The following is a 20,234-nucleotide window of genomic DNA, read 5'->3' on the forward strand; positions in this document are numbered from 1 at the left end:
TCATGGTGCTCAACGGCCCCAACCTCGGGCGGCTCGGCAGCCGCGAGCCGGACGTCTACGGCGCCACCTCCTACGCCGGGCTGGTCGAGCGCTGCACCGCGCTCGGCAAGGAGTTCGGCTTCGAGGTCGAGGTGCACGAGACCAACTCCGAGCAGCAGATGGTGGAGTGGCTGCACGAGGCGGCCGACGGCAAGGTGCCCGTGGTGATCAACCCGGGTGCGTTCACGCACTACTCGTACGCGATGCGGGACGCCGCCTCGCAGCGCACCGCGCCGCTGATCGAGGTGCACATCTCCAACCCGTACGCCCGGGAGACCTTCCGGCACACCTCGGTGATCGCCGCGGTGGCCTCCGGCACCATCGCGGGGTTCGGGCTCGGCTCGTACGAGCTGGCCCTGCGCGCCCTGGCCGAGCAACTCACCACGCGCTGACGCCTGGTCAGCGGCCCGGTGGCGGACTGTGCCCGCCGCCGGGCCGCCGTGTAGTCTCCCCGCTGAGAGGTGTCGGGAGGTGACCGTGACGCAGTACGCCGGGGGCGGGCAGGTCCCGCCGCGTCCCGTCGCTCCGCCGGGGCCGCAGCCGTCGGGGGCCGCCGCGCCGCCGCCGGTGCCGCCCGCTCCGGCTCCTGTTCCCGCCGCCGCGCCGCCGGTTCCGGCCGCTCCGGTGCCGCCCGCTCCTGTTGCCGCGCCCGCCCCGGCCGCACCCGCGCCCGGCGCGCCGGTCCCCGTCGGGTCCACCGGGCACTTCGTGCTGCCCTCCGGCACGCCCGTGCAACTCCCCGCCCACCCGCCGCAGCGGCACGCGCCCACCAGTCCGATCGCCGTCCTGCTGATCGGCCCGGCCGGGGCCGGCAAGACCACCGTCGCCCGGTACTGGGCCGAGCGCCGGCCCAGCCCGACCGCGCACATCAGCCTGGACGACGTCCGCGAGTGGGTGCAGTCCGGCTTCGCCAACCCGCAGTCCGGCTGGAACGACGCCTCCGAGGCGCAGTACCGGCTGGCCCGCCGCACCTGCGGCTTCGCCTGCCGCAACTACCTCGCCAACGGCATCTCCTGCATCATCGACGACGCCGTCTTCCCGGACCGCCCGGCCATCGGCCTCGGCGGCTGGAAGCGGCACATCGGCCCCGGCATGATCCCGGTCGTGCTGCTGCCCAGCCTGGACTCCGTGCTGCACCGCAACGCCCGGCGCGGCGGCACCCGGCGGCTCGGTGACGAGGAGGTGGCGCGGATCCACGGCCGGATGGCCGGCTGGTACAACTCCGGGCTGCCGATCATCGACAACTCGTACCTGGACGTGGCCGGCACCGCCGCCGAGCTGGACCGCGTCATCCTGGCCCGGCTGATGGGCATGCCGGTGCGCTGACCTGCGACGATCCGGCGGTGTCGGTGCCGGCTGCGATGATGTGCGGGTCCTGTCGAACCACCCCGGGGGAGCTGACGCCCGTGCCGGAAGGCCACATCATCCACCGCCTCGCCGCCGAGAACCGGAAGGCCTTCGGCGGCCGCCCGGTCGAGGTGTCCAGCCCGCAGGGCCGGTTCGCCGACGAGGCCAAGGCCATCGACGGGCAGCTGCTCACCGCGGCCGAAGCCGTCGGCAAGCACCTGTTCCTCGGCTTCGAGGAGGGCGCCTGGGTGCACGTCCACCTCGGCCTCTACGGCGGCTTCGCCTTCGGCACCGGGCCCGCGCCCGAGCCGGTCGGCCTGGTCCGGCTGCGGCTGGCCAACGACGACGGCTACGCAGACCTGCGCGGCCCCAACACCTGCGCGCTGGTCACCGGCGCGGAGAAGGCCGCCGTCGCGGCCCGGCTGGGCCCCGACCCGCTGCGCGCCGACGCCGACCCGCAGGCCGCCTGGCGCCGGATATCGGCCAGCCGGACGACCGTCGCCGCGCTGCTGATGGACCAGAAGGTGCTGGCCGGGGTGGGCAACGTCTACCGGGCCGAGGTGCTGTTCCGCCACGGGATCAACCCGCACCGCGCCGGCCGCGACCTCACCCGGGGCGAGTGGGACGCGATCTGGGCCGACCTGGTCGCCCTGATGCACGAGGGCGTCGGCGCGGGCCGGATCGACACCGTCCGCCCCGAGCACACCCCCGAGGCGATGGGCCGCCCGCCGCGCGTCGACGACCACGGCGGCGAGGTGTACGTCTACCGGCGGGCCGCGATGCCCTGCCTGGTCTGCGGCACCGACGTCCGGACGGAGCAGCACGCCGCGCGCAACCTCTTCTGGTGCCCCGCCTGCCAGGCGGCCTGACCGCGTTCGAGGGTTGCTCCGGCCGGGCCCCGGCGCGTCCTCCGGGGGGGGGGGGGGGGAGCCGGTCAGCCGACGGCCGTGTTGGGCTCGTGGTGTTCGGCGGCGGCGCACGCGTCGAGGAGGGGGCGCAGGGCCTCGTCCACGAGCCGGTAGCGCACGACCCGCCCGTCCTTGTCTCCGGTGACCACGCCCGCGGTGCGGAGCAGCCGCAGGGCCTGGGACACGGCGGGGTCGCGCATGCCGGTGGCGACGGCGAGGTCGGAGACGGCGAGCGGGCCGGCCCGGTGGAGGGCGAGCAGGAGGGCGAGCCGCCCGGGGTCGGCGAGCAGGGAGAACCGCTCGGCCCAGGTGCGGACGTGCGCGGGGTCGCCGATCGCGGCGATGGCCTCGCAGACCCGGTGTCCGTCGATGGTGCGGTGGCCCGCGCGGTCGGCCGGTACGAGATGCATGCGCACATTGTTGCAGGAGGGGGCCTGTGATCCTGGACACCTGCGCAGGTGCGCAGCCTTGCAAGGGTGGGTCCTGGCCCCTACGGTGTTCCCCGCCGTGGTGCTCGGGAAGACCGGTGACGGATCCTCAGGGGTCCCAGTCCGGAGCGGCCCTCGCCACTGTGATCGGGCCATCGTGATCGTCGACGATGGAGAGACGTCCGTACCCACGACGCCACTGGGAGCCTCGCGCACCTGGGAAGGCGGGTACGGGACCCCCGTAAGCCAGGAGACCGGCCACGGCATCTCACGAAGTGTTTCCACGAGGTGCTGGAGCGTGACCCGAATGACCCTGCCCGAAACCGCCGCCGCCGCCGAGGCGCCGGCGACACCGTCCGTGCTGCCCACGTTCCGCTGGAAGCGCGAGGACACCGTCCGCACGGCCGGGCTGATGGGGGTGATCCTGGCCATGCACGTGGTGGCCTTCGGGACGCTCGTCTTCCTGGTCGCGCCCCACAACTACGCGGTCGGCACCCAGGTCTTCGGGGTGGGCCTCGGGATCACCGCGTACACCCTCGGCATGCGGCACGCCTTCGACGCCGACCACATCGCGGTGATCGACAACACCACCCGCAAGCTGATGGCGGACGGCAAGCGGCCGGTCTCGGTCGGCTTCTGGTTCGCCCTCGGGCACTCCTCGATGGTGGTGCTGATGGCCGCCCTGGTGGCGGGCGGCGCGCAGCTGGCCAGCACGCTGATGGACGACGACTCGGCCACCCACAAGTGGCTCGGGATGGTCGGCACGACGGCCTCCGGCGCGTTCCTCTACCTGATCGGCGCGCTCAACCTGGCCGCGCTGCTCGGCATACTCAAGGTGTTCCGGGCGATGCGGGCCGGGTCGTACGACGAGGCGCAGCTGGAGGAGCACCTCAACTCGCGCGGCTTCATGGCCCGGGTGCTGAACCGGGCGACCCGGTCGATCACCCGGCCCGGGCAGATGTTCCCGGTGGGCATGGTGCTGGGGCTGGGCTTCGACACCGCGACCGAGGTCACCCTGATGGTGATGGCCGGGTCGGGCGCGGCGGCCGGGCTGCCCTGGTACGCGATCGTCTGCCTGCCGCTGCTGTTCGCGGCCGGGATGAGCCTGTTCGACACCCTGGACGGGACGTTCATGAACTTCGCGTACCAGTGGGCCTTCGCGAACCCGGTCCGGAAGGTGTACTACAACCTGACGATCACCGGGCTGTCGATCGCGGTGGCCTTCGTCATCGGCACCATCGAACTGGTCGGCGTGCTGCACGAGAAGCTCGATCTGACCGACCCGGTCACCGGCTGGATCGCGGGCATCTCGCTGGACAACGTCGGCTACGCGATCGCCGGGCTGTTCGTGGTGGTCTGGGCCGCGGCGATCGCCTACTGGAAGCTGGCCCGGGTGGAGAAGCGCTGGGTGGCCGCCGAGTAGCGACGGCTGCGATCAGCGACGGCAGCGAGCAGCGACGGCGCCTCCCCCGGGATCCCGGGGGAGGCGCCGTTTCGTCGCTGCGGGTCGGTGCCGGTCGTCGGGCGGGCGGGGTTCAGCGCTCTTCGCGGAAGTCGACGTGCCGGCGCGCGACCGGGTCGTACTTGCGCAGGATCATCCGGTCAGGGTCGTTGCGGCGGTTCTTGCGGGTCACGTACGTGTAGCCGGTGCCGGCGGTGGAGCGGAGCTTGATGACGGGGCGCAGTTCGCTGCGGGCCATGGGTGTCCTCCCGGGTTGGCGGGGTGTTCGGGGCTGGGGCGAAACCGTACACCGAAATGGAAGTCATTTTCATCTGGTGTAACGTGAGCTCCGTCCCGCCCATTCCCGGACGTCAGGGAGCACCCATGTCCGCCCACTGCCAACTCACCGGCCGCCGGCCCGGATTCGGCAACGCGATCTCGCACTCGCACCGCCGCACCCGCCGCCGCTTCGACCCCAACATCCAGCACAAGCGCTACTGGCTGCCCGGTGAGGGCCGGTACGTCCGGCTCACCCTCAGCGCCAAGGGCATCCGCACCATCGACACGATCGGCATCGAGGCCGCCGTCGCCCGCATCCGCGCCCGAGGGGGGAAGGTCTGATGGCCAAGCAGAGCAAGATCGCCAAGAACGAGCAGCGCCGCGCCGTCGTGGCCCGGTACGCCGAGCGCCGCGCCGAGCTCAAGCGGATCATCGCCCACCCCGGCACCGCCCCCGCCGAACGCGCGGACGCCCAGGCCGAACTCGCCCGCCAGCCCCGCGACGCCAGCGCCACCCGGATCCGCAACCGCGACGCCGTCGACGGCCGCCCCCGCGGCTACCTGCGCGCCTTCGGCCTCTCCCGGGTCAACCTCCGCGTCCACGCCCACGCCGGCCACCTGCCCGGCGTCCGCAAGGCCAGCTGGTGAGCGGCGTGGACGGGATCAAACTGCCCGTGGTGGTCGTCGCCGGACTGCACGCCGACGAACGCCGCGCCGCCGTCCGGGAGTTGGCGGCGGCCGCGGTGGACGCGGTGGTCCTCCACCATGACCTGCGGGAGGCCTCGCAGGGCGTCGTCCACCGTGAACTGCGCGACGCGGGAGGCGGGTTCGACGCCGCCGACGTCCCGCTGGTGAACGACTGCCCCTGCTGCGCCCTGCGCGAGGACCTGCTGCCGCGACTGCTGCGGATCGCCGACGAGGGCCGGTACGGGCTCGCGATCGTCGAACTGTGGGGCGGCAGCGACCCGCACCCGGCCGTCGAGGTGATCGCCGGGGGAGAGGCGGACGGCCGCCACCTGGAGGACGCCGTCGAACTCGCGGGCGTGGTCACGGCCGTCGACCCGGACCGGCTGATCGGCGAACTCTCCGTCTCCGACGACCTGGTGGAGCACGGCGAGCACACCGCCCGCCAGGACCAGCGGACCCGCGCGGAGGCGCTCGCCCACCAGGTCGAGTACGCCACCACCCTCGCCGTCCCGCGCGCGACGGCGCACGCGCCCGGGCTCGCGTTGCTCCGCCAGCTCCACCCCACCGCCCGGGTCGTCCGGCTCGGCACCGGGGCGCTCACCCGGGCCGCCCTCGGCGGCTTCGACGTCGCCGCCGCCCGCGACCGGGTCAACCCGGCGATCGCGCTGCTCCCGCAGGAGAGCGACGAGGCCGGCGTCACCACGCTGGTCTGGGAGCGCCGCCGCCCGCTGCACCCCGAGCGGCTGCACCGGGCGCTGGAACTGCTCGTCCCCGCCGCCCAGCGCAGCCGCGGCCGCTTCTGGCTGGCCAACCGGCCCGACCTGATGCTCGCCTGGGACGCCGCCGGGGCCAACCTCGCCGTCGAGGAGTGCGGCCCCTGGCTCACCTCCCTGCCCGACGCCGCCTGGGAGCTCTACCCGCCCGCCCGCCGGGCCGCCGCCGCCCTCGACTGGCACCCTCTGCACGGCGACCGGGTGCAGCAGCTCAGCTTCACCGCGGAGGGCCTCGACGTCGACGGCGTCACCGGGCTGCTCGACTCCTGTCTGCTCACCGACGCCGAACTCGCGGCGGGCGAACCCGGCTGGAAGGCCCTGCCGGACGCCTTCCGGGACCTGCTCGACCCCGTTCACTGAGGAGCCGTCACTGTGCGTAAGCGACCGAACCCGCCCAAGGCCCGGCCGAACCCGTTGTTCGCGGCCGGCATCGAGTACCTCGACTACAAGGACACCGACCTGCTGCGGCGCTTCGTCTCCGACCGCGGCAAGATCCGGAGCCGCCGCGTCACCCGGCTCACCGTCCAGCAGCAGCGCGCCGTGGCCAGGGCCGTCAAGAACGCCCGCGAGATGGCCCTCCTCCCGTACGCCGCCGGCACCACCCGGTAACCGGTCCCACCGTCACCACTGCCACCACCGTCACCACCCGTCAAGGAGCCCCCGATGGCCGTCCCCAAGCGCAAGACGTCCCGCAGCAACACCCGGCACCGCCGGGCCCAGTGGAAGGGCAAGGCCCCGAAGCTCGTCCCGATCACCCTCAACGGCCGCGAACTGCTCGTCCCCCAGAACCTGGTCCCCGCCTACCGCCGCGGCCTGATCGACCCGGAGGGGGCGTAGCGACCACGGAGGGGGCGTGCGGGGGTGGGGGCGCGCCCTGTCGGGGGTGCTCGGCGGGCGGATCGGAGTGGGGGTTCGTAGGCTCGACGCATGTCTGATGCGTACGCGGGTCGGCGGGAGCGGGTGAGGGAGCACTGCAGTGCGGCCGGGGCCGATGCGGCGCTGATCACCCGGGCGGCGAACGTGCGGTATCTGACGGGCTGCGCGCCCTGCGGGGCGACGCTGCTGCTGACCCGGGAGCGGGTGCTGCTGGCAGTGCCGGACGATCTGCCGGCGGACGACACCGGGGAACACCTGATCGCGCCGGACGTCACCCAGGTACCGGTGGCGGCGGCGGCGGACACCGCCCTGGCGGCGGCCGCCGCCGCCGTGCGACTGGGCGTGGCGGACCTGGCGGTGGAGGAGCACGACCTGACCGTCAGCCGCCACCGCGCGGTGGCGGGCCTGGCGGAGGGGGCCCGGCTGGCCGACCTGGGGCAGGTGGTCGAGCGGCTGCGGGTGGTCAAGGACGAGCACGAGATCGCCGACCTGCGGATCGCCGCCGAGATCGCCGACCAGGCGCTCGGCGAGCTGCTGGAGTCGATCCTGGTCGGCCGCACCGAACGGCACCTGGCGATGGAGCTGGAACGCCGGATGATCGACCACGGCGCGGACCGGGCGGCCTACCCGGTGTCCGTCGGCACCGGCAGCCACTCCGGCCAGCCCGCCCACCAGCCGACCGACCGCCGGGTGGAGGAGGGCGACTTCCTCACCGTGGTGATGGGCGCCCAGTACCGGGGCTACGGCGTCTCCACCGCCCGGACCTTCGTGATCGGCGCCGCGCCCGCGCCCTGGCAGGTGGAGCTGCACCGGCTGGTGTTCCGGGCCCAGCGGGCCGCCCGGGAGGCGCTCGGGCCGGGCGTGGAGCAGTGCGTGCCCGACCGGGCCGCGCGGCAGATCCTGGAGGCGGCCGGCCACACCGAGACCTCCCCGCACCCGGTGGGCCACGGCATCGGGCTGGAGATCCGGGAGGCGCCGCGCCTCGGTCCGTCGGACATGGGTAAACTGGACAGCCGCGTGCCGGTCACCGTCGGCCCAGGGGTCCACCTCCCGGGCAAGGGCGGTGTCCGGATCGAGGACACGCTCGTGGTGCGTCCCCCAGAGGAGGGCGGGCCGGAGCTGCTCACCATCACCACCAAGGAGCTCCTCGCCCTGTGACCGCGGCCGCCCGTCGGCCGTCGGCGGCAGGACGCAAGCCTTGGTTCCTTGACAGCTATATCCAGGAGTAAGTGCGCCCGTGGCTTCCACGAACGATCTCAAGAACGGCATGGTCCTCAAGCTGGAGGGCGGCAAGCTCTGGTCCGTCGTCGAGTTCCAGCACGTCAAGCCCGGCAAGGGCCCGGCCTTCGTGCGCACGAAGCTCAAGGAGGTCCTGACCGGCAAGGTCGTCGACAAGACCTTCAACGCCGGCACCAAGGTCGAGACCGCCAACGTCGACAAGCGCGGCATGCAGTTCTCGTACAAGGACGGCGAGAACTTCGTGTTCATGGACACGGACACCTACGACCAGATCGTGGTCGAGCCGGCCGTCGTCGGCGACGCCTCCAAGTACCTGCTGGAGGGCTTCGAGGCCCTGGTCGCCATGTACGAGGGCTCCCCGCTGTACATCGAGCTCCCGGCCTCCGTCGAGCTGCTGATCTCCCACACCGAGCCGGGCGTCCAGGGCGACCGCTCCACCGGCGGCTCCAAGCCGGCCACGTTGGAGACCGGTGCCGAGATCGCCGTGCCGCTCTTCATCGTCACCGGTGAGAAGATCAAGGTCGACACCCGCGACGGCAGCTACCTCGGCCGGGTGAAGTAAGTCCGTGTCGGCCGCACGTAGCAAGGCCCGCACCCGGGCCTTCCAGATCCTCTTCGAGGCCGACCACCGCGGGGTCGACCCGCAGCGGGTCCTCGCGGACTGGGTGGCCCGCGCCCGCGAGCCGAAGCCCGACGAGGGCACCCCGCAGGTCGGCGAGTACACCATGGAGCTGATCGAGGGGTACGTCCAGCACGCTCGACGGATCGACGACCTGATCTCGCAGTACGCGGTGGGCTGGACCCTCGACCGGATGCCGATCGTGGACCGCAACGTCCTGCGGCTCGGCGCCTACGAGCTGATCTGGGAGGACGGCGTCCCGGACGCGGTCGTCCTGGACGAGGCCGTGGAGATCGCCAAGGAGTTCTCCACGGACGACTCCCCGGCCTTCGTCAACGGCCTGCTCGCCCGCTTCCTGGAGCTGAAGCCGAGCATCCGCCGGTAGGTCCCGACCACCGGTGGCGGTGAGACCCGCAGAACGGCCGCTGGACCCGGATTCCGGGTCCGGCGGCCGTCGCGCGTTTCACCCGGGCGGCGTAAGGTGGTGCCCTACTCGCCAGTAACTTGGCGTTCGGAAACCCGCAGTGAAGGGCAGGCCACCCCCATGACCACCGCGACCCGCAGCGAGTTCGACCAGGGCATCGCCCTGACCCGGCACCCTGACGAGCCCGGCCGCTACGAGGCCGAACTCGGTGCCGGCTGGCAGATCGGCGGCGGGGTCAACGGCGGGCTGCTGCTCGCCGTCGCCGGACACGCGCTGTCGCTGGAGCACGGTGACCACCCCGACCCGGTGTCGATCAGTGGTTACTACCTGTCCGCCTCCACGCCCGGCCCGGCCACCGTCCGCACCGAGGTGCTGCGCACCGGCCGCGGGCTCTCCACCGGCACCGCCTCGCTCAGCCAGGACGGCGTGGAGCGGCTGCGGGTGGTCGCCAGCCACGGCGACCTCTCCACCGCCGACGGCGAGGTGCGCACCAGCGCCGTGCCGCCGCAGCTGCCGCCGCCGGACCAGTGCGTCGGCGTCGAGCACGCGCCCCGGGAGCTGATCGCCCAGGCCGAGCTGCTGGAGCGCTTCGACCTGCGGCTGGACCCGGCCACCATCGGCTGGGCGCTCGGGCAGCCGTCCGGCAACGGGCGGATCCAGGGCTGGTTCCGGCTCGCCGACGGCCGCGATCCCGACCCGCTGCTGCTCCTGCTGGTCGCCGACGCGCTGCCGCCGGTGACCTTCGACCTGGGCATGCCCGGGTGGGCCCCGACCGTCGAACTGACCGTCCACCTGCGGGCCAGGCCGGTCCCGGGCTGGTTGCGGGTCACCCACGCCACCCGCAACGTGGCCGGCGGGTACTTCGAGGAGGACGCCGAGGTCTGGGACGAGTCCGGCCGCCTGGTCGCGCAGTCCCGCCAGCTCGCCCGGGTGCCGCGGACGGCGTGAATCACATCGTCTTACCGTCGGTTACATTTCTGTGACACGCCGTACGTGTGCGGCGCGCGCGGATGGGGAGATAGACGGTCAGCGGCGAGCCGGCCGCTGACCGTCACCCGCCGACGGTACCCGTCGATGCCAGGAGCCATCCCGTGAGCGAGCGCAGCGAGCGAACCACCGAGAGGCGCGCAGGGGCGCAGGCCCGTGCCGAGCGCAGCGAGGTGGGCGCATGAGCCGCAACGGCCGTGCCCGCCGCAACTCCGACTGCATCGCCGGCGGCCCGCGACCCACGGTGCGGGCGCCGCACCAGCGGCGGCGGGCCGAGGGGGCCGAGCAGGCGTTCGTCATCGGGATCCTGACCAGCGCGGCCGACTTCGCCCGGGCCCGCGCCTGGGGGCTGTCGAACGCCGCCGACCACGAGCACTACCTGGCCGAGACCGCCGAGCTGCTGGCCGACGCCCTGGACCGCTTCGACACCGTGCGGGCCCGGATGTTCCACCCGCAGGACTTCGCGGAGTTCTGCGTGCTGCACGGGCTGGACCCGGCCGAGCCGCTCGCCCGCGACCGCTACCTGGTCAATCCGCCGTTGCAGACCCAGCTGTTGGCCTATCAGGGCGAGGAACTGGCCGGGGACTTCGTGCCGCGCCTGGTCCGGGCCCGGGAGAACGGGCTGACGCTCTGCCACGCCGACCTGCTGCTGGACGGCGGCCTGTCCGGGGCCGCGGGCGAGGTCGACGAGGAGCACGCCCGCTGGGTGCGCGCCGCCCGCCAGCGCGGCGCCGAGGTGTTCCGCCGGATGCTGGTCGGCGCGGGCGCCGGGGTGTACGAGCTGCGGCTGCGGGTGGACGCGCCGGGCGGGCGGTTGACCGCGGCGGCCCGGGTGCTGCAGTGGGAGGACGGCGTGGTCCGGATCAACGACGAGGACCTGGAGCTGGTCTGCGCGGTGCTGTGCGCCGGATTGGCGCTGGAGCTGCCGGGGGTGGCGGTGCTGCACGGCTCGCAGGGCTCGGTGGCGGCGGGCGGCGCCCGTGGCGGAGCCGCCGACGAGCACTTCCTGCCGGCCTCCTGGGCCTGGTCGAGCGGCGGGCAGGACTGGGCGCCGGCTGCCGGGCCGGTGCGGCTGGACGGCGTGGCGGCGCAGCCCGGCTACAGCCTGGGGACGGTCTGCTGAGCCGGCCGTGGACGCGCGACGGCGCGGCCCCCGGGATGCGGGGTGCCGCGCCGTGACGTTTCTGCACGGCCCGGGGCGTGGCCCGGACCGCGGACCGAGCCGGCGGGAGCCGGTGCGGCGAGCGTCAGCTCGCCTCCTCCTCGCGCACCGCGCGGCGCGCGTCGGGGTTCAGCACGCCCCAGGAGATCAGCTGCTCGGTGAGGATCGACGGCGACTGGTCGTAGATGACCGCCAGGGTGCGCAGGTCGTCCTGGCGGATCGACAGCACCTTGCCGTTGTAGTCGCCGCGCTGGCTCTGGATCGTCGCCGCGTAGCGCTGCAGCGGGCCGGCCTTCTCGGACGGGACCTGGGTCAGTCTCTCCAGGTCGAGCACCAGGCGCGGCGGCGGCTCGGCCGCGCCGCCGGGGGTGCCGCCGGGCAGCAGCTCCTGCACCGGGACGCCGTAGAACTCCGCCAGCTCGGCCAGCCGCTGCACGGTGACCGCACGGTCGCCGCGCTCGTACGAGCCGACGACGACTGCCTTCCAGCGCCCCTGGGACTTCTCCTCGACACCGTGCAGGGAGAGACCCTGCTGAGTGCGGATCGCTCGGAGCTTGCCTCCGAGTTGCTTCGCGTAGTCGCTGGACATTGATCTCCCCGGACGAGATTGCTTCGCGTTCAGTGGTGGGTCACGGACGATTGCCGACGCCGTTACCGGTGGGTTCGACGTCCGTCTCGTAACTCACTGTGAGGTTACGTAGAGTAAGGTAGCTGCGTCAAGCCGAATGGGGCAGTCGTGCGAATGGCCCGCATCCGCGGCGTCCGGGGCGTGAACCCGGCGAAGCGGAATGGTGCGTGTCCGGTTGCCTCCCGGCCCGCTGCTAGGATGGCTCGAAGCCCGCGCCCGGTCGGCGGGGGCAGTCCCAGACATCCTTTAAGGCCCGTCCAGTGAGGCGGGGAAGGAGGTCCGCTTCGGCATGACCACACACCAAGATTCGACGCCGCGACCGCCGCACCAGGTGCTGGACGGCACGGACATCGCCCGGGTCGTCACCCGGATAGCGCACGAGATCGTCGAGCGCGCCAAGGGCGCAGAGGACGTCGTGCTGCTCGGCATCCACACCAGGGGCGTCCACCTCGCCCGCCGCCTGCACGGCCGACTGGCCCAGATCACCGGGCGCGAGATCCCGCTCGGGGCCCTGGACATCACCATGTACCGGGACGACCTGCGGCTCAAGCCCGCCCGCGCCCTGGAGCACACCGAGATCCCGTCCGGCGGCATCGACGGCAAGCTCGTCATCCTCGTCGACGACGTGCTCTTCTCCGGCCGCACCATCCGGGCCGCGCTCGACGCGCTGAACGACATCGGCCGCCCGCGCGCCGTCCAGCTCGCCGTCCTGGTCGACCGCGGCCACCGCGAGCTGCCGATCCGGGCCGACTACGTGGGCAAGAACCTCCCCACCTCGCTGCGCGAGGCCGTGCAGGTGCGCCTGTCCGACAGCGACGGCGTGGACGCCGTGCTGGTCGGCGACCGCGACTACACCGATGCGTCGCGCTCCGCGCGCGATGAACAGGGTTCGCAGGCCCTGGCCTCCCAGCCGTCCGAACCGCACCTCCCGGAGTAACCCGCGTGAAGCGCCACCTCGTCTCCGCCGCCGATCTCACCCGCGACGACGCGCTGCTGATCCTGGACACCGCCGAGGAGCTGGCCCAGCTCTCCGGACGGGCCGTCAAGAAGCTGCCCACGCTGCGCGGCCGGACCGTCGTCAACCTCTTCTTCGAGGACTCGACCCGCACCAAGACCTCCTTCGAGGTCGCCGAGAAGCGGCTCTCCGCCGACGTCATCAACTTCTCCGCCAAGGGCTCCTCCGTCTCCAAGGGCGAGAGCCTCAAGGACACCGCGCTCACCCTCCAGGCGATGGGCGCCGACGCGGTCGTCGTCCGGCACCACGCCTCGGGCGCGCCGGCCCGTCTCGCCCAGTCCGACTGGCTGCACGGCAGCGTGATCAACGCCGGTGACGGCACCCACGAGCACCCCACCCAGGCGCTGCTCGACGCCTTCACCATGCGCCGCCACCTCAACGCCGGGCTGGGCCACGACCTCGCCGGGCGCCGGGTGACCATCGTCGGCGACATCCTGCACAGCCGGGTCGCCCGTTCCAACGTGCACCTGCTGACCACCCTCGGTGCCCAGGTGACCTTCGTCGCCCCGCCGACGCTGCTGCCGATCGGCATCGAGAACTGGCCCTGCGAGGTCAGCTACGACCTGGACCGCGTGCTCCCCAAGACGGACGCGGTGATGATGCTCCGGGTGCAGCGCGAGCGGATGAACGCCGCGTTCTTCCCGACCGAGCGAGAGTACAGCCGCCGCTACGGCCTGAACGGCACCCGGATGTCCCAGCTGCCCGAGCACGCCATCGTGATGCACCCCGGCCCGATGGTGCGCGGCATGGAGATCACCGCCGAGGTCGCCGACTCGCCGCGCTGCACCGTGGTCGAGCAGGTCGCCAACGGCGTGTCGGTCCGGATGGCCGTCCTGTACCTGCTGCTCGGGGGAGCCACCCTCAACGACGCCCGCACCGACTCCGTGGAGACCGCTCAGTGACCACCTACCTGATCCGCAACGCCCAGATCCTCGGCGGTGCCCCGCAGGACCTCCACCTCGCCGACGGTGTGATCCAGGCGATCGGCACCGACCTGGCGGTCGAGGCGGACATCGAGATCGAGGCCGGCGGCCTGATCGTGCTGCCCGGTCTCGTCGACCTGCACACCCACCTGCGCGAGCCCGGCCGCGAGGACGCCGAGACCGTGCTCACCGGCACCCGGGCCGCCGCGATGGGCGGCTTCACCGCCGTGCACGCGATGGCCAACACCACCCCGGTGGCCGACACCGCCGGCGTGGTCGAGCAGGTCTGGCGGCTCGGCCAGGAGGCCGGCTACTGCGACGTGCAGCCGGTCGGCGCCGTCACCGTCGGCCTGGAGGGCAACAAGCTCGCCGAGCTGGGCGCGATGCACGAGTCCGCCGCGAACGTGCGGGTCTTCTCCGACGACGGCAAGTGCGTGGACGACGCGGTGCTGATGCGCCGCGCCCTGGAGTACGTGAAGGCCTTCGACGGCGTCGTCGCCCAGCACGCCCAGGAGCCGCGGCTCACCGAGGGCGCCCAGATGAACGAGGGCCAGGTCTCCGGCGAGCTCGGGCTCGGCGGCTGGCCGGCCGTCGCCGAGGAGTCGATCATCGCGCGGGACGTGCTGCTCGCCGCGCACGTCGGCTCCCGGCTGCACGTCTGCCACGTCTCCACCGCAGGCTCGGTCGAGATCATCCGCTGGGCCAAGGCCAAGGGCTGGGACGTCACCGCCGAGGTCACCCCGCACCACCTGCTGCTCACCGACGAGCTGGTCCGCTCCTACGACCCGGTCTACAAGGTCAACCCGCCGCTGCGCACCGCCGAGGACGTCCAGGCGCTGCGCAAGGCGCTCGCGGACGGCACCATCGACGCCGTCGCCACCGACCACGCGCCGCACCCGGACGAGGACAAGGACTGCGAGTGGGCCGTCGCCGCGATGGGCATGGTCGGCCTGGAGACCGCGCTGTCGGTCGTGCAGCAGACCATGGTGGACACCGGCCTGCTGAACTGGGAGGGCGTCGCCGACCGCATGTCGCACCGCCCGGCCCGGATCGGCCGTCTCGCCGGACAGGGCCGTCCCGTCTCGGTCGGTGAGCCGGCCAACCTGGTGCTGTTCGATCCCGCGTACCGTGGTGCCGTGAACCCGGACAGCTTCGCCACCCGTAGCCGCAACACCCCCTACAAGGGCCTTGACCTGCCCGGACGGGTGCACGCCACCTTCCTGCGCGGGCGCGCCACCGTGCTGGCCGGCGAGCTGGCCGAGCAGGGCGGGGCGGCGTGACCGGCCCGGCCGCGCTCGCCCAGGAGCAGGCCAAGGTCACCAACTGGCCCGGGTACATCGGCTGGGCCGTCGGCCTGCTGATCGTCATCGGGCTCGTCTACTGGCTGATGCGGCAGGGCTGGAACTGGCGGCGCACCCTCCAGTCCGGCATCCCGCCGCTGCCCGCCGTGCCGGCCGGCGCCGGGCGGACCATCCTGGAGACCAGCGGGCGCTACCACGGCTCCACCACCGCCGGGAACTGGCTCGACCGGGTCGTCGCGCACGGCCTGGGCACCCGCAGCCGCGCCGACCTCACCCTCGGCGAGGACGGCCTGCTGGTGCGGCGCCCCGGTGACGTCGACCTCTGGATCCCGGCCGAGCACCTGACCGGTGCCCGCACGGACTCCGGGATCGCCGGCAAGGTCGTCCCGGCCGGGCTGCTCGTCGTCACCTGGACGCACGAGGGCACCGAGCTGGACTCGGGCTTCCGGGCCGACCACCCGGACGAGCACGCCGCCTGGGTCGAGGCGATCGCCCAACTCGCAACACGTACGAAGACGAAGACGGAAGAGGCCGCTCAATGACCGCACCTGCCCCCACCACGCAGCGCCGACGGCGGGAGCGCACCCCCGCCGTGCTCGTCCTGGAGGACGGCCGGACCTTCCGCGGCGAGGCCTACGGCGCGACCGGCGAGACCTTCGGCGAGGCCGTCTTCAACACCGGCATGTCCGGCTACCAGGAGACCCTCACCGACCCGTCGTACCACCGCCAGGTGGTCGTGATGACCGCCCCGCAGATCGGCAACACCGGCTGGAACGACGAGGACGACGAGTCCAAGCGGATCTGGGTCGCCGGGTACGTCGTGCGCGACCCCGCCCGGGTGGCGTCCAACTGGCGCTCCACCCGCTCGCTGGACGAGGAGCTCGTCCGCCAGGGCGTCGTCGGCATCAGCGGCATCGACACCCGGGCGCTCACCCGCCACCTGCGCGAGCGCGGCGCGATGCGCTGCGGCATCTTCTCCGGCGAGGCGCTGACCGACCAGGCCGAACTGCTCGCCCGGGTGCAGCGGTCGCCCGAGATGAAGGGCGCCGACCTGTGCGCCGAGGTGGCCACCACCGAGGCGTACGTCGTGCCCGCGATCGGTCCCGGCGGCGAAGCCCTGCCCATCGGCACTGCGGAGTTCACCGTCGCCGCGCTGGACCTCGGCATCAAGGGGATGACCCCGCAGCGGATGGCCGAGCGCGGCATCGAGGTGCACGTGCTGCCGGCCAACTCCACCCTGGAGGACCTCTACGCGGTCCAGCCGGACGGCGTGTTCTTCTCCAACGGCCCGGGCGACCCGGCCACCGCCGACCACCAGGTCGCCGTCGCGCAGGGCGTGCTGGAGCGCGGGACCCCGTTCTTCGGGATCTGCTTCGGCAACCAGATCCTCGGCCGCGCGCTGGGCTTCGGCACCTACAAGCTCAAGTACGGCCACCGCGGCATCAACCAGCCGGTGCAGGACCGCACCACCGGCAAGGTCGAGGTGACCGCGCACAACCACGGCTTCGCCGTGGACGCACCGCTGGACCGGGTGAGCGACACCCCCTTCGGGCGGGTCGAGGTCTCCCACGTCTGCCTCAACGACGACGTGGTCGAGGGCCTCCAGGCGCTCGACGTCCCCGCCTTCAGCGTGCAGTACCACCCCGAAGCGGCGGCCGGCCCGCACGACGCGGCCTACCTCTTCGACCGGTTCGTCGAGCTCATGCGAGGCGACGACAAGCACAGCGTGAAGCTCATGGAGGGCCAGCGTGCCTAAGCGCACTGACATCAAGTCCGTCCTGGTGATCGGGTCCGGCCCGATCGTGATCGGCCAGGCCGCCGAGTTCGACTACTCGGGCACGCAGGCCTGCCGCGTCCTCAAGGCCGAGGGCCTGCGGGTCGTGCTGGTCAACTCCAACCCGGCCACGATCATGACCGACCCGGAGATCGCCGACGCCACCTACGTCGAGCCGATCACCCCGGAGTTCGTCGAGCGGATCATCGCCAAGGAGCGCCCCGACGCGCTGCTGCCGACCCTCGGCGGGCAGACCGCGCTCAACACCGCGATCTCCCTGCACTCGGCCGGGACGCTGGAGAAGTACGGCGTCGAGCTGATCGGCGCCGACGTGGTGGCGATCAACAAGGGCGAGGACCGCGAGCTGTTCAAGGGCGTCGTCGAGGCGGTCAACGCCAAGATCGGCCACGGCGAGTCCGCCCGCTCGGTCATCTGCCACTCGATGGACGACGTGTTGGCCGGCGTCGACACGCTCGGCGGCTACCCGGTCGTCGTGCGCCCCTCCTTCACCATGGGCGGCGCCGGCTCCGGCTTCGCCCACGACGAGGAGGACCTGCGCCGCATCGCCGGCCAGGGCCTGGCCCTCTCGCCGACCACCGAGGTGCTCTTGGAGGAGTCCATCCTCGGCTGGAAGGAGTACGAGCTGGAGCTGATGCGCGACAAGAACGACAACGTCGTGGTCGTCTGCTCGATCGAGAACTTCGACCCGATGGGCGTGCACACCGGTGACTCGATCACCGTCGCCCCGGCGATGACCCTCACCGACCGTGAGTACCAGATCCTGCGCGACATCGGCATCGCCGTGATCCGCGAGGTCGGCGTCGACACCGGCGGCTGCAACATCCAGTTCGCCGTCAACCCCGACGACGGCCGGGTCATCGTCATCGAGATGAACCCGCGGGTGTCGCGCTCCTCCGCGCTGGCCTCGAAGGCGACCGGCTTCCCGATCGCCAAGATCGCCGCCAAGCTGGCCGTCGGCTACACGCTCGACGAGATCCCCAACGACATCACCGAGCAGACCCCGGCCTCCTTCGAGCCGGCCCTCGACTACGTCGTGGTGAAGGTCCCCCGGTTCGCGTTCGAGAAGTTCCCGAGCGCCGACGCCACGCTGACCACCACCATGAAGTCGGTCGGCGAGGCCATGGCCATGGGCCGCAACTTCCCCGAGGCGCTGCAGAAGGCGCTGCGCTCGCTGGAGAAGAAGGGCTCCCAGTTCTCCTGGACCGGCCCGGTCGGCGACAAGGCCGAGCTACTGGTCAAGGCGGTCGTGCCGACCGACGGCCGGATCAACACCGTGATGCAGGCCATCCGGGCCGGCGCCACCCCGGAGGAGGTGTTCGAGGCCACCAAGATCGACCCGTGGTTCGTCGACCAGCTCTTCCTGCTCGACGAGATCGCCGGCGAGCTGACCGAGGCCGCCGAGCTCACCCCCGAACTGCTGCGCCACGCCAAGCGGCACGGCTTCTCCGACCAGCAGATCGGCGAGATCCGCGGCCTGAAGCCGGACGTCGTCCGCGAGGTCCGGCACGCGCTCGGCATCCGCCCGGTGTTCAAGACCGTCGACACCTGCGCCGCCGAGTTCGCCGCCAAGACCCCGTACTTCTACTCGTCCTACGACGAGGAGAACGAGGTCGCCCCGCGCACCAAGCCGGCCGTGATCATCCTCGGCTCCGGCCCGAACCGCATCGGCCAGGGCATCGAGTTCGACTACTCCTGCGTGCACGCCTCCTTCGCGCTGGCCGACGCCGGGTACGAGACCGTGATGGTCAACTGCAACCCGGAGACCGTCTCCACCGACTACGACACCTCCGACCGGCTCTACTTCGAGCCGCTCACCCTGGAGGACGTGCTGGAGATCGTCCACGCCGAGCAGCAGGCCGGCCCGCTGGCCGGCGTGATCGTCCAGCTCGGCGGCCAGACCCCGCTCGGCCTGGCCCAGGCGCTCAAGGACAACGGCGTGCCGATCGTCGGCACCCAGCCCGAGGCGATCGACCTCGCCGAGGAGCGCGGCGCCTTCGGCCGCGTGCTGCGCGACGCCGGCCTGCCCGCCCCCAAGCACGGCACCGCCTTCTCCTTCGCCGAGGCCAAGGCCATCGCCGACGAGATCGGCTACCCGGTGCTCGCCCGCCCGTCGTACGTGCTCGGCGGCCGCGGCATGGAGATCGTCTACGACGAGGCCTCGCTCGCCTCCTACCTGGAGCGCCACGCCGGCCTGATCTCCGAGCACCCGGTGCTCATCGACCGCTTCCTCGACGACGCGGTGGAGATCGACGTCGACGCGCTCTACGACGGCACCGAGCTCTACCTCGGCGGCGTCATGGAGCACATCGAGGAGGCCGGCATCCACTCCGGCGACTCCGCCTGCGCGCTGCCCCCGATCACCCTCGGCGGCTACGACATCAAGCGCCTGCGCACCTCCACCGAGGCCATCGCGCGCGGCGTCGGCGTCCGCGGCCTGATCAACATCCAGTTCGCACTGGCCGGGGACATCCTGTACGTGCTGGAGGCCAACCCGCGCGCCTCCCGCACCGTGCCGTTCACCTCCAAGGCGACCGCCGTGCCGCTGGCCAAGGCCGCCGCCCGGATCTCGCTCGGCGCCACCATCGCCGAACTGCGCGCCGAGGGCCTGCTCCCGGCCGAGGGCGACGGCGGCACGCTGCCGGCCGACGCGCCGATCGCGGTCAAGGAGGCCGTGATGCCGTGGAGCCGCTTCCGCGACATCCACGGCCGCGGCGTGGACACCGTGCTCGGCCCGGAGATGCGCTCGACCGGCGAGGTCATGGGCATCGACAAGGTCTTCGGCACGGCCTACGCCAAGGCCCAGGCCGGCGCCTACGGCGCGCTGCCGACCAAGGGCAAGGTCTTCGTCTCGGTCGCCAACCGCGACAAGCGCAACCTGGTCTTCCCGGCCCGCGCGCTGGTCGGCCTCGGCTTCGAGGTGCTCGCCACCGCCGGCACCGCCGAGGTGCTGCACCGCGGCGGCATCCCGTCCACGCTGGTGCGCAAGCACAGCGAGGGCGAGGGCCCCAACGGCGAGCGGACCATCGTCCAGCTGATCCACGACGGTGAGGTCGACCTCATTATCAACACGCCGTACGGCACCGGCGGGCGCCTCGACGGCTACGAGATCCGCACCGCCGCCGTGTCCCGCGGCGTGCCCTGCCTGACCACGGTCCAGGCGATGGGCGCGGCCGTCCAGGGCATGGACGCGCTGCTGCGCGACGAGGTCGGGGTGATGTCGCTCCAGGAGCACGCCGCGCTGATCAACGCCGGCCGCAAGTAGCACCACCGCAGTGGGGGGCACCGAGGCCGGCCGGGTGCCCCCCACTTCCATGCCCTGATCCGGGTGCTCACGCTCAGATCCGGGCCCTGATCCGGGAGTTGG

The 20,234-nt window shown here is 72.6% G+C and carries 23 protein-coding genes and 1 riboswitch; of the genes, 20 read left to right on the forward strand and 3 right to left on the reverse strand.

Translation table 11 applies throughout. The features are described 5' to 3' along the window. Window positions 1-2 precede the first annotated feature (2 nt). The 3 genes from aroQ (at window position 3) to ACIO9K_RS14860 (ending at window position 2,255) form a co-directional block, all read left to right on the forward strand. A complete protein-coding gene (gene aroQ, locus ACIO9K_RS14850; protein ID WP_063350970.1) occupies window positions 3-431 on the forward strand; it encodes a type II 3-dehydroquinate dehydratase in 429 nt (142 codons plus the stop codon). A 79-nt stretch (window positions 432-510) separates the two neighbouring features. Beyond that, window positions 511-1,365, forward strand: coding sequence for an AAA family ATPase (locus tag ACIO9K_RS14855; RefSeq protein WP_400329875.1), 855 nt, complete (start codon window positions 511-513; stop codon window positions 1,363-1,365). Window positions 1,366-1,445: 80 nt separating this feature from the next. Then, a complete protein-coding gene (locus tag ACIO9K_RS14860) occupies window positions 1,446-2,255 on the forward strand; it encodes a DNA-formamidopyrimidine glycosylase family protein (RefSeq protein ID WP_363618276.1) in 810 nt (269 codons plus the stop codon). 65 nt (window positions 2,256-2,320) lie between these two features. Here ACIO9K_RS14860 and ACIO9K_RS14865 read toward each other — a convergent pair whose 3' ends face one another. Then, a complete protein-coding gene (locus tag ACIO9K_RS14865; protein ID WP_363618278.1) occupies window positions 2,321-2,704 on the reverse strand; it encodes a metalloregulator ArsR/SmtB family transcription factor in 384 nt (127 codons plus the stop codon). Between the two features lie 81 nt (window positions 2,705-2,785). Then, a riboswitch (cobalamin riboswitch) is annotated at window positions 2,786-3,000 on the forward strand. Between the two features lie 29 nt (window positions 3,001-3,029). Between ACIO9K_RS14865 and ACIO9K_RS14870 the strand changes: the two genes are divergently transcribed. After that, on the forward strand, window positions 3,030-4,145 hold the full coding sequence (locus ACIO9K_RS14870; RefSeq protein ID WP_400329879.1) for a HoxN/HupN/NixA family nickel/cobalt transporter: 1,116 nt from the start codon (window positions 3,030-3,032) through the stop codon (window positions 4,143-4,145). 112 nt (window positions 4,146-4,257) lie between these two features. On the opposite strand, the gene rpmG is transcribed toward ACIO9K_RS14870, so the two are convergent. Then, window positions 4,258-4,422, reverse strand: coding sequence for a 50S ribosomal protein L33 (gene rpmG, locus ACIO9K_RS14875; protein WP_400329882.1), 165 nt, complete (start codon window positions 4,420-4,422; stop codon window positions 4,258-4,260). Window positions 4,423-4,547: 125 nt separating this feature from the next. Between rpmG and rpmB the strand changes: the two genes are divergently transcribed. The 10 genes from rpmB (at window position 4,548) to ACIO9K_RS14925 (ending at window position 11,169) form a co-directional block, all read left to right on the forward strand. Further along, a complete protein-coding gene (gene rpmB, locus ACIO9K_RS14880; protein ID WP_350877850.1) occupies window positions 4,548-4,784 on the forward strand; it encodes a 50S ribosomal protein L28 in 237 nt (78 codons plus the stop codon). Then, window positions 4,784-5,089 (forward strand): 30S ribosomal protein S14, encoded by a 306-nt coding sequence (rpsN, locus tag ACIO9K_RS14885; RefSeq protein ID WP_363583126.1) that lies wholly within the window; start codon window positions 4,784-4,786, stop codon window positions 5,087-5,089. The genes rpmB and rpsN overlap by 1 nt, the downstream gene beginning before the upstream one ends. Before the next feature lie 5 nt (window positions 5,090-5,094). Further along, window positions 5,095-6,261, forward strand: a complete 1,167-nt coding sequence (locus tag ACIO9K_RS14890; RefSeq protein ID WP_400329889.1) for a CobW family GTP-binding protein — start codon at window positions 5,095-5,097, stop codon at window positions 6,259-6,261. Window positions 6,262-6,273: 12 nt separating this feature from the next. Continuing rightward, entirely contained in the window at window positions 6,274-6,510 is a 237-nt protein-coding gene (gene rpsR / locus ACIO9K_RS14895) for a 30S ribosomal protein S18 (protein WP_363618284.1), read from the forward strand. 54 nt (window positions 6,511-6,564) lie between these two features. Then, complete coding sequence (gene rpmF / locus ACIO9K_RS14900; RefSeq protein ID WP_063346769.1) at window positions 6,565-6,738, forward strand: 50S ribosomal protein L32; 174 nt, start codon at window positions 6,565-6,567, stop codon at window positions 6,736-6,738. A gap of 90 nt (window positions 6,739-6,828) precedes the next feature. Further along, entirely contained in the window at window positions 6,829-7,935 is a 1,107-nt protein-coding gene (locus ACIO9K_RS14905) for an aminopeptidase P family protein (RefSeq protein WP_363618285.1), read from the forward strand. A gap of 79 nt (window positions 7,936-8,014) precedes the next feature. Continuing rightward, window positions 8,015-8,578 (forward strand): elongation factor P, encoded by a 564-nt coding sequence (efp, locus tag ACIO9K_RS14910; protein WP_350877845.1) that lies wholly within the window; start codon window positions 8,015-8,017, stop codon window positions 8,576-8,578. Between the two features lie 4 nt (window positions 8,579-8,582). Then, the gene (gene nusB / locus ACIO9K_RS14915) at window positions 8,583-9,020 is read left to right on the forward strand and encodes a transcription antitermination factor NusB (protein ID WP_063346766.1); all 438 of its coding nucleotides are present in this window, start codon (window positions 8,583-8,585) and stop codon (window positions 9,018-9,020) included. Between the two features lie 159 nt (window positions 9,021-9,179). Beyond that, complete coding sequence (locus ACIO9K_RS14920) at window positions 9,180-10,007, forward strand: thioesterase family protein (protein ID WP_363618287.1); 828 nt, start codon at window positions 9,180-9,182, stop codon at window positions 10,005-10,007. 220 nt (window positions 10,008-10,227) lie between these two features. Further along, complete coding sequence (locus ACIO9K_RS14925; protein ID WP_363618289.1) at window positions 10,228-11,169, forward strand: hypothetical protein; 942 nt, start codon at window positions 10,228-10,230, stop codon at window positions 11,167-11,169. A 124-nt stretch (window positions 11,170-11,293) separates the two neighbouring features. Here the strand turns inward: ACIO9K_RS14925 and ACIO9K_RS14930 are convergent, their stop codons facing one another. Then, window positions 11,294-11,797 carry a transcriptional regulator gene (locus tag ACIO9K_RS14930; protein WP_031072501.1) on the reverse strand — a complete coding sequence of 168 codons (504 nt, stop codon included), beginning with the start codon at window positions 11,795-11,797 and terminating at the stop codon, window positions 11,294-11,296. A gap of 328 nt (window positions 11,798-12,125) precedes the next feature. On the opposite strand from ACIO9K_RS14930, the gene pyrR reads away from it, so the two are divergent. From pyrR to carB, 6 genes are read left to right on the forward strand one after another with little or no spacing between them, the layout of a single operon-like run. Beyond that, on the forward strand, window positions 12,126-12,773 hold the full coding sequence (gene pyrR, locus ACIO9K_RS14935; RefSeq protein ID WP_363372728.1) for a bifunctional pyr operon transcriptional regulator/uracil phosphoribosyltransferase PyrR: 648 nt from the start codon (window positions 12,126-12,128) through the stop codon (window positions 12,771-12,773). A gap of 5 nt (window positions 12,774-12,778) precedes the next feature. Beyond that, complete coding sequence (locus ACIO9K_RS14940) at window positions 12,779-13,753, forward strand: aspartate carbamoyltransferase catalytic subunit (protein WP_363583140.1); 975 nt, start codon at window positions 12,779-12,781, stop codon at window positions 13,751-13,753. Then, window positions 13,750-15,054: a dihydroorotase gene (locus tag ACIO9K_RS14945; RefSeq protein WP_363618293.1), complete on the forward strand. Its 1,305-nt coding sequence runs from the start codon at window positions 13,750-13,752 to the stop codon at window positions 15,052-15,054. The genes ACIO9K_RS14940 and ACIO9K_RS14945 overlap by 4 nt, the downstream gene beginning before the upstream one ends. After that, a complete protein-coding gene (locus ACIO9K_RS14950) occupies window positions 15,051-15,617 on the forward strand; it encodes a hypothetical protein (RefSeq protein WP_363618295.1) in 567 nt (188 codons plus the stop codon). The genes ACIO9K_RS14945 and ACIO9K_RS14950 overlap by 4 nt, the downstream gene beginning before the upstream one ends. Beyond that, window positions 15,614-16,831, forward strand: a complete 1,218-nt coding sequence (gene carA / locus ACIO9K_RS14955) for a glutamine-hydrolyzing carbamoyl-phosphate synthase small subunit (RefSeq protein ID WP_363583144.1) — start codon at window positions 15,614-15,616, stop codon at window positions 16,829-16,831. The genes ACIO9K_RS14950 and carA overlap by 4 nt, the downstream gene beginning before the upstream one ends. After that, on the forward strand, window positions 16,824-20,132 hold the full coding sequence (carB, locus tag ACIO9K_RS14960) for a carbamoyl-phosphate synthase large subunit (protein WP_363618297.1): 3,309 nt from the start codon (window positions 16,824-16,826) through the stop codon (window positions 20,130-20,132). Before carA ends, carB begins: the two co-directional genes overlap by 8 nt. Window positions 20,133-20,234 lie beyond the last annotated feature (102 nt).

Source organism: Kitasatospora sp. NPDC087271 (assembly GCF_044744605.1).
Classification (GTDB): Bacteria; Actinomycetota; Actinomycetes; order Streptomycetales; family Streptomycetaceae; genus Kitasatospora.